General features: G+C 66.6%; 16 protein-coding genes. 7 read left to right on the top strand and 9 right to left on the bottom strand.

Annotation, left to right across the window (positions count from 1 at the left end; translation table 11 throughout):
• Positions 1-16 precede the first annotated feature (16 nt).
• Together EAF64_RS00365 and EAF64_RS00360 are read left to right on the top strand one after the other, a co-directional pair.
• Positions 17-1,081: a DUF3179 domain-containing protein gene (locus EAF64_RS00365; RefSeq protein WP_129067006.1), complete on the top strand. Its 1,065-nt coding sequence runs from the start codon at positions 17-19 to the stop codon at positions 1,079-1,081.
• Complete coding sequence (locus EAF64_RS00360) at positions 1,068-1,664, top strand: hypothetical protein (protein ID WP_129067005.1); 597 nt, start codon at positions 1,068-1,070, stop codon at positions 1,662-1,664. Before EAF64_RS00365 ends, EAF64_RS00360 begins: the two co-directional genes overlap by 14 nt.
• A 24-nt stretch (positions 1,665-1,688) precedes the next feature.
• Here EAF64_RS00360 and EAF64_RS00355 read toward each other — a convergent pair whose 3' ends face one another.
• The 3 genes from EAF64_RS00355 to EAF64_RS00345 all read right to left on the bottom strand — a co-directional run bounded on the left by EAF64_RS00355 (position 1,689) and on the right by EAF64_RS00345 (position 4,179).
• Positions 1,689-2,183, bottom strand: a complete 495-nt coding sequence (locus EAF64_RS00355) for a hypothetical protein (RefSeq protein ID WP_129067004.1) — start codon at positions 2,181-2,183, stop codon at positions 1,689-1,691.
• A 234-nt stretch (positions 2,184-2,417) separates the two neighbouring features.
• A complete protein-coding gene (locus EAF64_RS00350; protein WP_129067003.1) occupies positions 2,418-3,419 on the bottom strand; it encodes a potassium channel family protein in 1,002 nt (333 codons plus the stop codon).
• Between the two features lie 463 nt (positions 3,420-3,882).
• Positions 3,883-4,179: a plastocyanin/azurin family copper-binding protein gene (locus EAF64_RS00345; protein WP_129067002.1), complete on the bottom strand. Its 297-nt coding sequence runs from the start codon at positions 4,177-4,179 to the stop codon at positions 3,883-3,885.
• 577 nt (positions 4,180-4,756) lie between these two features.
• Here EAF64_RS00345 and EAF64_RS00340 point away from each other — a divergent pair.
• Positions 4,757-5,125 (top strand): SHOCT domain-containing protein, encoded by a 369-nt coding sequence (locus EAF64_RS00340; RefSeq protein ID WP_129067001.1) that lies wholly within the window; start codon positions 4,757-4,759, stop codon positions 5,123-5,125.
• A gap of 9 nt (positions 5,126-5,134) precedes the next feature.
• On the top strand, positions 5,135-6,535 hold the full coding sequence (locus EAF64_RS00335; protein ID WP_129067000.1) for a permease: 1,401 nt from the start codon (positions 5,135-5,137) through the stop codon (positions 6,533-6,535).
• A gap of 45 nt (positions 6,536-6,580) precedes the next feature.
• Here EAF64_RS00335 and EAF64_RS00330 read toward each other — a convergent pair whose 3' ends face one another.
• Positions 6,581-7,576 (bottom strand): patatin-like phospholipase family protein, encoded by a 996-nt coding sequence (locus tag EAF64_RS00330; RefSeq protein WP_129066999.1) that lies wholly within the window; start codon positions 7,574-7,576, stop codon positions 6,581-6,583.
• 287 nt (positions 7,577-7,863) lie between these two features.
• On the opposite strand from EAF64_RS00330, the gene EAF64_RS00325 reads away from it, so the two are divergent.
• Positions 7,864-8,787 (top strand): sulfite exporter TauE/SafE family protein, encoded by a 924-nt coding sequence (locus EAF64_RS00325; RefSeq protein ID WP_129066998.1) that lies wholly within the window; start codon positions 7,864-7,866, stop codon positions 8,785-8,787.
• A 16-nt stretch (positions 8,788-8,803) separates the two neighbouring features.
• Here EAF64_RS00325 and EAF64_RS00320 read toward each other — a convergent pair whose 3' ends face one another.
• The 3 genes from EAF64_RS00320 to EAF64_RS00310 are packed head-to-tail and all read right to left on the bottom strand — an operon-like array spanning position 8,804 to position 11,101.
• Positions 8,804-9,475, bottom strand: coding sequence for a hypothetical protein (locus EAF64_RS00320; protein WP_129066997.1), 672 nt, complete (start codon positions 9,473-9,475; stop codon positions 8,804-8,806).
• Positions 9,472-10,080, bottom strand: coding sequence for a hypothetical protein (locus EAF64_RS00315; RefSeq protein ID WP_129066996.1), 609 nt, complete (start codon positions 10,078-10,080; stop codon positions 9,472-9,474). Before EAF64_RS00315 ends, EAF64_RS00320 begins: the two co-directional genes overlap by 4 nt.
• A gap of 40 nt (positions 10,081-10,120) precedes the next feature.
• The gene (locus EAF64_RS00310) at positions 10,121-11,101 is read right to left on the bottom strand and encodes a metal-dependent hydrolase (RefSeq protein WP_129066995.1); all 981 of its coding nucleotides are present in this window, start codon (positions 11,099-11,101) and stop codon (positions 10,121-10,123) included.
• Between the two features lie 160 nt (positions 11,102-11,261).
• Between EAF64_RS00310 and EAF64_RS00305 the strand changes: the two genes are divergently transcribed.
• Positions 11,262-12,446, top strand: a complete 1,185-nt coding sequence (locus EAF64_RS00305; RefSeq protein ID WP_129066994.1) for a pyridoxal-phosphate-dependent aminotransferase family protein — start codon at positions 11,262-11,264, stop codon at positions 12,444-12,446.
• On the opposite strand, the gene EAF64_RS00300 is transcribed toward EAF64_RS00305, so the two are convergent.
• Entirely contained in the window at positions 12,436-12,753 is a 318-nt protein-coding gene (locus EAF64_RS00300) for a DUF7116 family protein (RefSeq protein ID WP_129066993.1), read from the bottom strand. The two genes, EAF64_RS00305 and EAF64_RS00300, sit on opposite strands and share 11 nt — an antisense overlap.
• A 122-nt stretch (positions 12,754-12,875) precedes the next feature.
• Positions 12,876-13,115 carry a DUF5816 domain-containing protein gene (locus EAF64_RS00295; RefSeq protein ID WP_129066992.1) on the bottom strand — a complete coding sequence of 80 codons (240 nt, stop codon included), beginning with the start codon at positions 13,113-13,115 and terminating at the stop codon, positions 12,876-12,878.
• A gap of 89 nt (positions 13,116-13,204) precedes the next feature.
• On the opposite strand from EAF64_RS00295, the gene EAF64_RS00290 reads away from it, so the two are divergent.
• Positions 13,205-14,593: a bifunctional metallophosphatase/5'-nucleotidase gene (locus tag EAF64_RS00290; RefSeq protein WP_129066991.1), complete on the top strand. Its 1,389-nt coding sequence runs from the start codon at positions 13,205-13,207 to the stop codon at positions 14,591-14,593.
• Positions 14,594-14,646: the final 53 nt, after the last annotated feature.

Here is a 14,646-nt window from a genome sequence, read left to right as displayed (position 1 = left end):
GACCTACCGGTCGGTAATGCCCACTTCGAGACGCGCCTTCCTCGCCGCGGCGGGACTCACTGCAGTAGCCGGATGTCTCGGTAATTCGGCGTCGAAAACACCCAGCGGTCCGCTATCCTTACCGACTGCGGCGGAGCGACTCCCGCTCCCGGCGTCGCCGGAACGGCTCCGGGACGCCGCCAGGTCGGGTGGCCCGTCCAAAGACGGGATTCCCTCGATCGACGATCCCGAGTTCGTGGCCTCGGACCGGGCCGGGTTCCTCGCCGACGGCGATCCGGTGTTCGGCGTCGTTCGCGACGGCGTCGCGAAGGCCTACCCCCAGAAGATACTCGCCCAGCACGAGATCGTCAACGACGAGCTCGCCGGCGCGCCGGTCAGTGTCACCTACTGCCCGCTCACGGGAACCGTCCAGGGGTTCGAGCGGGGAAACACCACCTTCGGCGTCTCCGGACGGCTGATCAACAGCAACCTGGTCATGTACGACCGCCACACAGAGACCTGGTGGCCGCAGATACTCGCCACGTCGATTCCCGGTCCCTGGAACGGTGACCCCGAGATCCGGTCGCTCCGGGAGTTCCGGCTGATCTGGACGACCTGGACCCAGTGGACCGACCAGCACCCGGACACGCGAGTCCTCTCGACCGATACCGGACACGCGAAAAACTACGGCCGTGATCCCTACGGTTCGTACAACCCCCGCGGCGGCTACTACGCCAACGACAACCTCCTGTTCGGGGCGCTCAACGAGAGCGACCGGTTCGCGCCCAAACGCGTCGTCATGGGACTGCGGACGCCCGACGGCGCGGCGGCGTTCCCGAAGGACACGCTACGGCAGGCGGGGCAACTGGACGGGACCGTCGGCGGAACACCCGTCCTCGCCGTCTACGACGACCGATACGACACCGGATTCGCTTACCTGAACCCGGACGGGCAGTCGTTCGACCGGGATGGCACCCAGTTCGTCGACGCGACCGGCACGAGCCACGATCCGGACGCGCTCCCGCTGACGAGCGTCCACACCTTCGACGCGATGTGGTTCGCGTGGGCGGGCTACTACCCCGAGACCGATGTCTTCCAGTGAGTTGTGCCCGCGTGACCGCGTCCGGCGCGCGCTCGGCCGGACACGGTCGGCGACGAGACTCGTCTTCCGACGCCGGGACAGCCAGGTCGCGTTCGTCACCGTCACCGCCATCTATCTCCTCCTGTATCTCTGGGCAATCGGGCACCTCTCGGCGGGACTCGGCGGGTTCGATCTGCTGGTCGTGTCCGACCCGCTCTCGAAACTTCTGCGGCCGGAACTCGGGCCGTTCTCGTTCACGCCGGTCGCCCGGTTGGCCCTCGGCCCCGTGACGTACCTGTTCTCGCTGAACAGCGTCCTGGGGCTCGTGCTGGCCGGGCTGGTGGGTGTCAACGGCGCACTGACGTACCTCGTGTGGCGACAGCCCAGGGCCTGTGGGATCGGTCGCTCCTCGACCGGCCTGCTGGCGAGCATCCCAGCACTGCTGTCGGGGACGGCCTGCTGTGGCCCGGTCGTTTTGCTCGTCGTCGGCGTGCAGGCCTCCGGCGTCCTCCTGACCGGGTTCCAGTTGCTCCTCCCGGTCGCGGTCACGGTGTTGCTCGGGAGTCTGGTCCTGGTCGGCCGGCAGGTCACAGTGCCCGAGTAAAAAGACGCGAGCGTGCGGTCGTCGTCAGTCCGACCTGAACAGCGCGTAGCCGACGGCGACCGGCACGGCGTAAACGACGTGGCCGAGGAGGCTCACGACTGTCCCCGGGATCGCGATGTTGGGGAAGGGTGGCGCGCCGGCGAAGCCGACCGCCGAGAGCCACAGCGGCATGACGAACACCGGCAGTGCCGTCGTCACGATTCCGTAGCCGACGCCGAGTCCGATACTACCGCCGATGCGACCCGCCGTCTCGCGCAACGGTCCGAACTGGACGAGCGCGACGTAGACGACGCCGAGGACGATTCCGTGGAACAGGTGGAGTAGCCAGCCGGCGAGCAGTGCGGGTCCCTGGATCCCGTACATCGCCGGGATCGCCATTTCGAGCACCGGTTGTGGCATGACGAACTGCATCACGAGCCCGAACAGCACACTGCCGATCAGTCCACCCACGATTCCGGATATCCACTCGCCGCCGTGGACCGTCCGGAGTGCGGGGCGAGCTTCAGTTTTCGTTGTCATTGATTGCACCCGTGTCGAACGGACCCCAGCGGCAGGAATAACGGTATTCGAACCCCGACGTAAGACGGTTACCTGCGGGAAATCGTCACTGGCTTCGTTTCGTAGACGACTCGGTCCGGTATCGTTCGGGATGGGTTCCAGATCAGTTCTCGTGGCCGATCTCGACAGGGCTGGATCGTCGCAGTGACTCCCGCCCACTTCGGCTCCTGGGACAGACACCGTGAATCGCCGTCCTCACTCGTCACCCGGGCGGGGCCACTCACGAGCGTCTGCTTCGACGAGACCGAGGAGTCGCTGTCGTCGGCTCGTCACTTCGGTGAGCGACCGGGAAAATGCGTCGTCGGAGACCGTGGGCACGTCTGCTGCACGGAGACGGTGCAGGTCGGGAGTCGGCGGTTCCTGCGTGGAGACGCGAGCGAACGAGGCGGTCACCGTGTCGAGGTAGCTCTCGACACTCGCTCGGGCGGCTCCGAGAACGGATTTGCTCGGTCGTTGTTCCGCTCGAACGCCGAACCGCAACAGCGTCAGCGCATCGTCGAAAGCGACCACGGCGACTACTGCCGCGTACCGCCGCTGACCGGCGTAGAAGTAGTGGAGGATCGGATAGGCCTGGTGGTTCGTCGTCAGTTCGTTGATCTCGGTCGTGAGCGAGTCGAACTGGAGCGCCAGCCCGTCGAAGGAGTTCCCGTCCCACGCGGTCCGGACGATTCGCTCACCGCTCTGACCGAGCCCGCTAACGCTACTGGCGAGGGCTCGTTTCTGCGTGACGGCGTCGAGGACCGAGACGACGTAACTGACGATCAAGGTCACGAAGAGCATCCCGCTCGCGGTCGTGAGCGCGGTCGCGACCTGCCACACGCCGTCTTTCGGAGTGAAATCACCGTTGCCCATCGTGAAAAGCGAGTATCCGACGAAGTAGAACCGTTCAGTCCACGAGATCGGGCCGGTATCGCGCGTATCGACCAGTGAATCCTCCACGCCGGCGAAGACGAACGTCCACCCCGCCCAGAGCAGGCCGATCCACGCCGCGAGACCGAGCAGGAAGACGGCGGGTCCGGTGACCCGCAGGATCCGCTGACGATCCCCACTCAGTCGCCGCAGCAGTCGCCACGTCCACGCCATCATCTGACTCGTCAGCGGTCCCGCGCCGCCCTCGACCCACAGCGTCGTCCAGAGGATGTCGACGATCGCGACACCGAGACACAGGACACCCAGGAGTACCAGCAGTACGCTCACGGAGTCCCTCCGTGGAACCTGTCGGTAGAGCGCCACGCATTGCTGTGGCCGGTCGACCAGTGTCTGCTCTCGGCGCCCGCTCCTGTCACGCCACCGTTCGTAGCGGGGGGACGTCCCACTCCACAGCAGCGGCCGTGGGCCGTCTGTCGGTCCCTGTGACGACCCGCAATGTGTTTGACAGTCATCTGTGGCGTGACTCTCAAAACGGGAGCCACCCGGAAAGACTCTGTTCGAGTGCGAAGACTGGTAGGAACCGGGCTCGACGGTCGTTCGATCCAGTCGGCGTCCGGCCGAAGTACGTGAGGCCGGGCTCGGGAGTCGAGCGAAGCGAGTCTGCCGGCGTCCGGTCGAACTGCGTGAAGCCGGGCTCGGGAGTCGAGCGAAGCGAGTCTGCCGGCGTCCCGTCGGGGTGCGTTTCACGACGCGATAGTGCCCGGTGGCCAATCCGGGGTCACACCCTGCCTCAGCCGTGATGGCCGTCCTGGGTGTCGTGATGGTCGGCTTCCGTCCCGTGATCGGACCCATCACTCGATTCGCTGTGTCCAATGGCATCTATTACCGTACCGTTCAGGCTTCGGATCTTCTCGTGGGTCGTTGCGGGGACTTCGGTCGGCTCGGACAGTCCCGGCTGATCGCTCGGCTCGGGTTGGCCCACGATGACGCTTCCGATCATGCCGCTGGATTCGTGCGGGATACAGTAGTAGTCGTAGACGCCCGGCGTGTCGAGCGTGACTTCCTGGGTGCTCCCCTGTGTGTTCATCACGCCGCTGTCGAAGGCGCGTCCGCCGGCCGGGATCCGCCGGGGTCGGTCGTTGCTTGGCGCGTAGGCCGTCGCGGAGTGGCGCCCGGAGGCGTTGACGAGCGTGACGGTCCCGCCCCTTCGACCCAGACGACGTGGGGATCGAAGTGGGTGGACCCGTCTGCCGTTCGCGTCCGCACTTCGGCCGATGGCGACGGCGAGTCCGGAACACCGCCGTGCCCGTGTCCCGCGCTGGCTGGACCGGCCGTCGGTTCCGGGCTGGTCCTCTCCGTGGACGTCCCGTTCTGTTGGCTACAACCGGCGAGTGTAACAGCCGTCACGCCGACGACCGCGTGGAGGAGTCGCCGCCGCGTCGCGTGATTCGCGCTCATCGACTCCTTTCTACGGCAACGATCGGCGAAATAACGTGGGCGGTTCCGGTTCCCGATGTCGGCCACGCGACTGGTTCGGCGAGTGGCTTTGGTATCCACAGTATCGCCGCCCAAACTCTTTCGATTATTAGTGATAATTGCATTGAAGCAGGCCGGAGTAGGGACGACCGAACCGAGTGCTCGGGCACTCCGGGAGTGTGATACACATGGTTCGGAACAACGCGGACAGTCAGCTACTCAGAATCGGGCTCCTCATCGTGGTCGCGCTGGTCGTCGTCCCGGTCCTTTTCATGGGCTTCGGAATGATGGGCGGCGGGTACATGATGGACGGAATGTGGCGGAACGGCTGGGCCGGCGGGGCCGCCCCGGCGTGGCTCTGGATCGTCGCACTCGCGTTGCGACTGCTCTTTCTCCTCGTGATCGTCGGCGCGGTGTATCTCCTCTACCGGTCGCTCTCCGGGTCCGGGGACGAGGCAGACCGTGCCCTCGAAGAACTCCGCCTCGCGTACGCCCGCGGCGAGTTGAGCGACGACGAGTACGAACGTCGGCGGGAGACGCTCGAACGGGACCGGTGAACTGAGAGGATGACCCCCTCACTCACACCGCAGGTGATCGAGGCACTCCGCATCGGTGTCGGCTTCCTGTGGACCGCCGCCTGGGCGATCATCATGGGGCTGGTGATCACGAGCCTCGTGCAGGTCTACGTCTCGAAAGAGCGGATGGCTGCGGTCCTCGGCGAGGGGGATTTCGAGGGGCTGGCGAAGGCGACGCTGTTCGGCGCGGCCAGTAGCGGCTGTAGTTTCGGTGCGGTCGCGATCGGCAAAGGCCTCTTCAAGAAGGGCGCGCACGTCGTCAACTTCCTCGCGTTCATGTTCGCGTCGACGAACCTCATCGTCGAACTGGGATTGATGATCCTGATCCTGCTGGGGTGGGAGTTCCTCGTCGCGGAACTGCTCGGCGGGCTCGTCCTCATCGCCGTGATGGCGGTCCTCGTCCATCTGACCCTCCCCGAGAGCCTCTTCGAGGAGGTCCGAGCGGCGCTCGAGGAACGCGACCGGGAAGGCGGGGTTTCCGAGGACCCGACCTGTGGCATGGAGGGGATGGAGAAGTACTCCCTCGTGACCGACGGCGGTGAGACCCTGACCTTCTGCTCGGAGGGGTGTCTGGAGACCTACCGACAGGACATCGCCGGCGCCGGCGGCTGGCAGGAGGAGTTGCGCTCGTGGGGCGGCTGGTACCGCATCGGCAACCAGTACCGCAAAGAGTGGGCGATGATCTGGACGGACGTGATCGCGGGCTTTCTGATCTCCGGGTTCGTCATCGTGTTCGTGCCACAGTGGGTGTGGAACGCCCTCTTCCTCCGCGGGGACGGCCTGCTGGTCAGTGCCGAGAACGCGGTCATGGGCGTGACCATCGCCGTCGTCAGTTTCGTCGGGAGCATGGGCAACGTCCCCTTCGCCGTCGCGCTGTGGGGCGGTGGCATCAGCTTCGCCGGCGTCATCGCGTTCGTCTATGCCGATCTGATCACCGTTCCCGTTTTGAACGTCTACCGGAAGTACTACGGCTGGAAGGTGACGGGATACATCCTCGCCGTCTTCTTCGTGACGATGGCCTTCACCGGATTTCTCATGGAGCAACTGTTCGACACCCTCGGTATCGTCCCGAACCTCGCCGGCGGCGAGACGGCGACCGAACAGACGTACTTCGAGTTGAACTACACGTTCTACCTCAACCTCGTCGCGTTCGCGCTCTCGGGGTTCCTGCTGTACGTCTACCGGCGCGGACTTGGGGCCCCCGGGCAGTATCGCGATCCCGTCTGCGGGATGCGGACCGACGACGAAGGCCCGAGCGCGAGCCACGACGGCGACAGCTACTACTTTTGTTCGGACACCTGTCGCCGGGCGTTCCGCGAAACGCCCGCGGCGTACACCGACCGCTCACCGACCGTCTCCTCGGGGCACGGAGCGGGTCACGAGCATCACTGACCCGTCTCGGCAGTCGTGTCCGTGACCGTCGCTGCCGAAATTGGATCACCGCGACGCGAGGAATTCCTCTGCCCGCCCCCGTCCCAGTTCCATCAGCTCCGCGATGAAATCCGGATCGCGGTCGACTTTCGTCGCGTAGCCGTACCGTCGCCCCATCTCGATGCGGTGGATCTCCGTGTGGGAGAACTCGGATTCGGGGAGATACCCGGCCTCGATCCAGTCGTTCACCCGCTCGACGAAGTGTAACTCCTGGTTGAGGGAGATGTTCCCCGACAGCTCGTTGCGCCGGTCCGCGATGGCCTCGACGGTCGCCGGCACGCCTTCGAACTCCTGGGGATTGATCTGGATCACCCAGAGTTCGTCGGGCTTTTGAACCCCGTCGCCGGACATCAGGTCGTTGATCGGCGGGTTCTGGGAGAACAGGCCGTCCCAGTGGTAGTGGCCGTCGATTTCGACACCCTCGAACACCAGCGGGACGGCCGCCGACGCCAGCACCGCCTCGGGTGTCACGGCCTCGTTCGTGAACGTCTCGAAACAGCCGTCGTTCACGTCGACCGTCCCGACCACCAGTTCCGGGGCCGTCCGCGTACAGAGATCCGGGAGGGAACCGAAGTCGACGTGGCGTTCCAGAATCTCGACGATCCGCCGTTTCCCCAGGTCCGCCCCCGGAATCTGGTACGGACTGACCATCGGTAACGGGAGGCCGGTGCTCTCGAGTCGGTTGAGCGCGGTCACCCACTCGTTCGTCCAGCGGTCGGACCACTCGTTGGCGGCGATGTCCGCCCAGATCCGGTCGAGCAACGCCACGGATTTCGACTCGTCGCCGGTCACCAGCCCGTACCACGTCACCAGCGCGTTGAACGCGCCGCCGGAGGTGCCGCTGATTCCCACGAGCCGGTGATCGTCGTCCCACTCCTCGAGGAGGTGCTGGAGGACGCCCGCCGTGAAGGCGGTGTGGCTGCCCCCGCCCTGGCAGGCGATGGCCACGTTCGTGGTGTCGGGCGTCTCGGTGTCGCTGGCTCCCGTGTCGGACTCACTCATACTATGTATATCGATTCCAGCGAACAAGAGCGTCGGGTCGGTGAACTGGTCGAAACGCCGTTCGATGTCCGCCCGTCACGGCGGATGCTAGAAATCTTGCCGCAACCTGTGTCGCCGCCGATAGGGGAGTTCGCCCACCCTGGCGGTCCAGAGCGCCCAGATGCATCGGTTCGGCCGACGTGGGCGCTCACGGACTGGGACCCGTTCTTACTGGCAAGTACAGATGAAAACGGCCGGGGCGGTTACACCGGACAACCGACGAGCCGATCTCGCTCGTCAGTCTCTGCATGGGTACGAGCAACACGCACCTCGACGTGGCACAGTTCCTCGCGAATCTGCGGGCCTTCCGCTACCGCGAGGTGATGATGGTATTCGCGACCGCGATGGTCGTCGCCGGGTCGGTCGTCTTCTTCCCGGGCGTCGACAACGTCACGAAGGGGCTCCAGTCGGACGTGTCGGGCGGCTTGCTCGCTGCGTTCGTCCTCGTCGCGGTCGTCGCGGGCGCTGTCAAGGGGATGATCGGCTTCGGGTACGCGCTGCTCACGACGCCGATCTTCGCGTCTGTCATCGACCCGACGCTAGCGGTCGTCGTCCTCGCGATCCCGCCGTGGATGCTCAACATGTTCCAGATCGGCGAGACGGACACCGGACTGGCATTCGTGCGTGAGGAGTGGGCGCTCCTGGCGCTCGCCGTGATCGGATCGGTCGTCGGCGTGGTCTTTCTCGCCGAGTATAGTGCCGGTCCGATCGTCCCGTTCCTGATCGGCCTGATCATCTTCGGCTACGTCGGCTTCCAGGTCGTCCAGAACTTCGTGACGGTCCAGGAGGCGCATCACCCGGTGGCGCTCGGGACAGCCGGGTTCCTCGAGGGGTTCTTGCTCGCGGTGGCCAACCTCGGTCCGCTCCTGCCGGCGTACTTCCACACCTTCGAGCGTGACGTGGAGCGGTACATCGGCGGGCTCTCGATGGTGCTGGCGACCATCTTCACGGTCCGGATCGTCCAGATGACGCTCTTTACGGACCTCATGACGACCTACCGACTGTGGCTCGGATCGGTCATCGCAGTCGTCACCGTCGTCGGCCTGCTCATCGGGACCTACCTCCGGCGACTGGAGATCGACGAGGCGAAGTTCAACTGGTTCGTCGTCGCCCTGCTGTTCGTGATCTCGCTCAACATCTTCCGGAACACGATCCCGGCGCTGTTTCTCTGACCGTCAGGCCCGGGGCTCACTCGCCACGCGTCGCCAGCCACTCCTCGATACGCTCGTCCAGCGCACCGACCATATCGTTGAGATGAGCTGTGCCCCAGGTCGCGACGATCACCGCGCCCACCGAGTCGAACACCAGATCGAGCATCGTGTCCTCCAGCCCGTACTGGGTGAGGAAGGTTCCGATGCCGAACGCGGCCGTGGTCTCGGTCAGCAGGAACTCCAGGACTTCCCAGAGGACGCCGAAGGCCAGGACGAACAGCAGGATGAACACGAACATGAACTTCGGCGGGAGGACGACGCCGTCGGCGTGCTCGTCGAACGACCGGGCGGTCGCGTAGCCCACGGCGGCGACGACCGAGGCCGACAGGCCATGCGTGAGGTGATCCCACCACCAGATGGACTGGTAGAACGAGAGGTCGGACCAGGGCAGGCCGAGTGTCCCCAGGGCGTGCAGGAAGACGGCCGTCGTGATCCACAGCGTCAGCGCCGGGTCCATCGGGATCTCGAAGTCCCGTTCGAGCAGCGGCGGGAGCTGGGTGACCGCCAGCGCGATGGCCGTGTTGACGACGACGCCCGGGCCGCCGCGGTAGAGGCCGACCAGCAGGATCCCGACCAGCGTCACCTCCATCGCCCAGGAGAGGCGGGCTTGTGTGCGCGTCGAGATGCCCACGATGTCGCGGAGTCTCACGACAGATCGACCTCCTCGGGGACGCGTTCGCCGGGTCGGATCCGCCGTCGCAGGTAGAAGACGTACACGAGACCGGCGACGGTCCCGACGGTGGCCGAGCCAACGAATTCGAGCATCAGTGCGTGTTCGGAGGCCAGGAAGCCGGTGGCGAACAGGCCGTCGGCAGTCCAGCGGACGACCGCCCAGACGCCGGCCGTCGCGAGCGTCGTGACGACGACGAACAGCGCGCCGAACCCCTCGTTCATCTCGACGGCGGTGAACCCGTCGAGGTCGACCGCGACGAGCAGGGCCAGCGCCGCGACCGAGACGTACCGGCCGGTGTTCCCTGCCTGTCCCGTCAACAACTCGATCGCGAACAGGTGCGCGAGGACCGGCGCGGTCGCGAGGAAGACGATCTCCCACGGCGGCATCACCCAGACCGAGCGCAACTGCAGGGGCGGCAGGAGCGCGATGGCGGCCACGACGACTGTGAAGGCGGTCCAGAGCAGGTTCCCGGTCGCCACGCTCGCCAGACTCGTGATCAGTACCAGACCGACCAGCGCCCACGCCAGCACCGCGTTCCCGCGACGGCTCCGGAGGAGCCGGCTCACTCCCACCTCGTCCATACCACCGACGTATGGCGCCCTGCTGTGAAACGTTACCGGCTCAGACCACGAGGTAGGCGAGCGTGTAGCCCGCGGCGGCCAGCGTCACGGCAGTCAGCCCAGTCACCAGCGCCGTCGGCCAGTCCGAGACGGTCGGCCGGAATCGGCGGAACGGGGACCGCCCCATCCGTCCGCGTGTGGCCCCCAGGACGCCGACGGATGCCAGCGGCAGGATCGAGAACACGAACGGGTACGACGTGGACAGAGTCGGCGCCGGGATCGCCAGCGCCGCCGCGGCGTACCCCGCCCCGATACCGGCCCGGGGACTGAGGTGGTCGCGAAAGCGCCGGTCTGTGAGCGTGAAGAGCGCGTACGCGGCCAACCAGATCGTCGCCAGCTCGACCGCGAACGCGCCGAGCAGGTGCAGCGTCGGGTCGGGGTGGAGCGTCACGCGCTCGGCGAAAATCGTCACGTCGAACGGGTAGAGCATCGCCGGTGGCTCGCCGGTGAACAGGTCGCCAAACGGGTGGGTCGCGAGTCCCAGCACCGCCGTCGTACCGACGAGGCGGGGGGCGACACCGCGCCTGGCGGCGACGAGCGTCACTGCGAGCCCCGCGAGACAGAACAGCGCGACGACGACGGCCGCGAGGCCGCCGCTGACGGCGGCTGCGGTGACCACGAGTCCGACGAGCAGTGTGCCGCCGGCAGTCACGGCGGCCAACCGAGAGCGGCCCGGAACCGTCGAGCGATACCGGACGGCGACCAGGCCGTACGCGAGCGCCGCGACGACACCGAGGGCCAGCGAGTGGGTCACCGTGCGGTGGACGACGGCGCTGGCGTTCCAGAACGCCTCGGAGGCGTCGAGGAGGCCGTTCGCGCCGCCGAGCAACCCGATCGGGGCGTACAGCATGTCCACGTCGGGGACGGTTGCGAAGGCACCGGCGAGGACACCGAGCCACAGCGCACGCTCGCTGGACCACCCGACCGCGTTGCCGAGCAGGGCGACGAGAGCGAACGCGAACAGTCCGTGGCCCAGAAACATCAGCGGTGCTTCGAGACGCGCGTATATAAGCGACACGTGGGACACCCTCACTCGGCGCTCTCTACTGGTCGTTCGGCACTGCCTACCGATCTTTCGGCACTGCCCCATGACAACTGTTCTCTCACACTACTTTTGGTGGTGTCTCTCACAACGACCAGGTATGGACCGACCGAGGGTTGGGGAACTGTCGCCGCCGGACAGGCTCTTGATGGGCCCCGGGCCCAGTGACGTACACCCCCGCGTGTTGCGGTCGATGAGTACGCCGCTCGTGGGCCATCTCGACCCGTCGTTCGTCGAGATCATGGACGACGTGCAGGACCTGTTGCGGTACGTCTTCCGGACGGACAACCAGTGGACCATCCCGGTGAGCGGGACCGGCTCCGCGTCGATGGAGGCCGCCGTCGCCAACCTCACCGAACCCGGCGACACGGTACTGGTCCCGGGCAACGGCTACTTCGGACAGCGCATGGCCGCGATGGTCGAGCGTGCCGGCGGGGAAGCAGTCTTCGTCGACGCGCCGTGGGGCGAACCGCTCGACCCGGCCGCGGTCGCGGACGCCTTCGACCGCTATCAACCCGACGTGTTCGGGTTCGTCCACGCCGAGACGAGTACCGGGACCCTCCAGCCGAACGTGCCCGAACTGACGGCCATTGCCCACGAACACGACGCGCTGGTGATCGCCGACACGGTCACGTCGCTGGGTGGCGTCGAGTTGCGCGTCGACGAGTGGGGGATCGACGTGGCCTACTCCGCGAACCAGAAGTGTCTCTCCTCTCCACCGGGTGCCAGCCCGCTCACGCTCAACGACCGGGCGATGGACAAAGTGTTGTCCCGCGAGACACCCGTACGGTCGTGGTACCTCGACCTCTCCCTGCTCCAGGAGTACTGGGGCGACGAGCGGGCGTATCACCACACCGCGCCGATCACGAACGTCTACGCCCTCCGGGAGGCGCTCAGGCTGGTCGCCGAGGAGGGCATCGAGAATCGCTGGGCGCGCCATCGACGTGTGGCCGGCGCGCTCAAGACCGGCGTCGAGGCGATGGGTCTGGAACTCAATCCCGACGAGGACTGGTGGCTCCCGAGTCTGAACGCCGTGCGCCTGCCCGCAGGCGTGGACGACGGGACGATCATCGACGCCCTCCTCGAGGAGTACGGTATCGAGATCGCCGGCGGCCTCGGCGACCTCTCGGGTGACATCCTCCGCATCGGCTGTATGGGCCACAGCGCTCGTGAGGAGAACGTGCTGGCGCTGGTGAGCGCGCTCGGCAACACGCTCGAAGTGCTGGACGCTGACGTGGACGCGGACGCAGGTGCGAGTGCGGCCCGCCGGGCGCTCAAGCGCTGACGTTCGCGTCCGGTGCGTGACAGACCTCGTACTCGCCGTTCTCTTCGATCCCGATGACCGCCCACTCGTAGTCCGGGTCGCGCCGCTGTAACCGGTCCCGGACCTCCGGCGCCTTCTCGTGCCAGGTGACGAGACAGTGGAAATCGCCGGATTCCCGCGGTGTCGCCGGCTCGTCGACCGGTGTGACGTTTACGACCCGCCACTTTCGCTGTGCGCGTAATTCGCGTCCATCGCGTTCGACGACGTATCCCAGGTCGGTGAAAATGGCCTCTGCCTTCTCGGCTAGTGGCGTGGTAACAGTCGCCATCCACCTTGCGGTACAACTCGCGCTTGCTTAAGTGTATTCACTTGACAGTAATCCAACAGATGCTGTGGCTGGGCGTCGAGATCGGGTGGGACGGCGGCGTGAGTGTCGGTTTCGACGCCGGGTTACTCGTGAGCGGCGTCCCACTCGTCGGCTTTGCGGATGTTACTGCAGACGTTACACTGGATGCGCCCCATCGAGTCCATCGCGTTGTCGAAGGTCTCGCAGTTCGAACAGAAGTAGCCCCAGCGGTTCTCACGGTCGGGGTCGGTGTAGACGGCGAAGAAGGGGCCTTTCGAGCCGGTTTCGGCCTCGTTGCGGGCAACGTAGCGCTGTTCTCCGTCCTCGGTCGTCCGGGTTTCCATGGAGCACACTGGACGTTCCGGCCCTAAATCCCTGCCTCCTCGGGACGGGCCGAAGGGGATTTGCCGACCGACGGCGTACTGAATACCGAATGCCGCCCCGCCTCCTCCACTACTCGGACGTGGAGAACGCCTACGACGAACCCGATCGGATCGGCCGCCTCGCCGGGCTCGTCCGGTCGCTCCGCGACGACGACGCGCTGGTCCTCGGCACCGGTGACGACACCGCGCCGGGCGTCCTCTCGATGGTGTACGAGGGTCGTCAGGCACTGGACTTCTTCGGGGCCGTCGCGCCCGACGCGGACACTTTTGGCAACCACGACTTCGACTACGGACCCGACGCGATCACCGACATCGTCCGCGAGTCGCCCCAGACGTGGGTGAGTGCCAACGTCGAGTGGGGCAGTTCGGCCGCCGACCACGACGCGGGCGACCGCTTCGCCGCCGAAGCGGGCGTCGTCCCGTCGACGGTGGCCGAGATCGACGGAACCACCGTCGGGCTGACCGCCGTCACGGAACCGAAGACCGGGTCGATGTGTCCCGGTGCGACCGGGCTGGAATTCACCGATCCGGTCGCCGCGGTCCGTCGGGAAAGCGCCCGGCTCCGCGATCGGGGGGCCGACGCCGTCGTCGTCCTCTCGCACCTGGGGAGTGGCGACGACGACCTCGCACGCGAGACCGACGTGGACGTGATCCTCGGCGGGCACGTCCACTCCAGACGGCTGGACTGCGTTGCCGACACACTCCTCACCCGTCCTGGCGCGAACGCTCGCGGCCTGCTAGAGATCGACCTCGCCAACGCGCCGGCGACCGACGCCGTCACCGTCCACGAGGTCGCGGACGGTCCGCTGGACGAGTCCGTCGCGGACGCGATGGAGACACGCCGCGCAGAGGCCGGGCTGGACGAGGTGGTCGGTCACGTCGACGAGCCGATCACGCGCGACCGGGCGGTGAAACACACCGGCGAGTGCCGGATCGGTAACTTCATCGCCGACGCCTACCGGTGGGCCGCCGACGCGGACGTGGGCCTGCAGAACTCCGGCGGCATCCGCGAGGGACCGCCACTCGCCGGCGACGTGACAGTCGCGGACCTCGTGAGTGTGGTCCCGTTCGACGAACCGGTGACCGTCGCGGAACTGTCGGGTCGGGAGCTCCGACAGCTCTGTCGGGAAGCCGACGGGGAACACGTGCAGGCAGTGGCCGACCGCTGGCACGCACACGTCAGTCGCGGGCTCACCGTCCGGCGCAACGGCAGCGGCATCGAGGCGGTCCACCTGAACGGCACGCCGCTCTCCGCCGACGAGACTTACACCGTCGCGACGACCGACTACCTCTTTCACACCGACCACGAGTTCCCGGTGCTGTCGGATCACCACCGGGTCGACCGCCTGTCGACCCAGTACGAGGTCCTGGCCGCGTACGCCCGCGAACGGGGCATCGACCCGACCGTCGAGGGACGGATTCGACACGTCGACGGCTGACGGGACCGTCCCGGACGACCCAGTACGGCGAGTCTCCTTGCACCTGAGAGGGA

Origin of the sequence: Halorientalis pallida, from assembly GCF_004118325.1 — an archaeon.
Lineage (GTDB): Archaea > Halobacteriota > Halobacteria > Halobacteriales > Haloarculaceae > Halorientalis > Halorientalis pallida.
The sequence above is the reverse complement of the archived record's forward strand: the minus strand, read 5'-3'. Positions and strand labels throughout refer to the sequence as shown.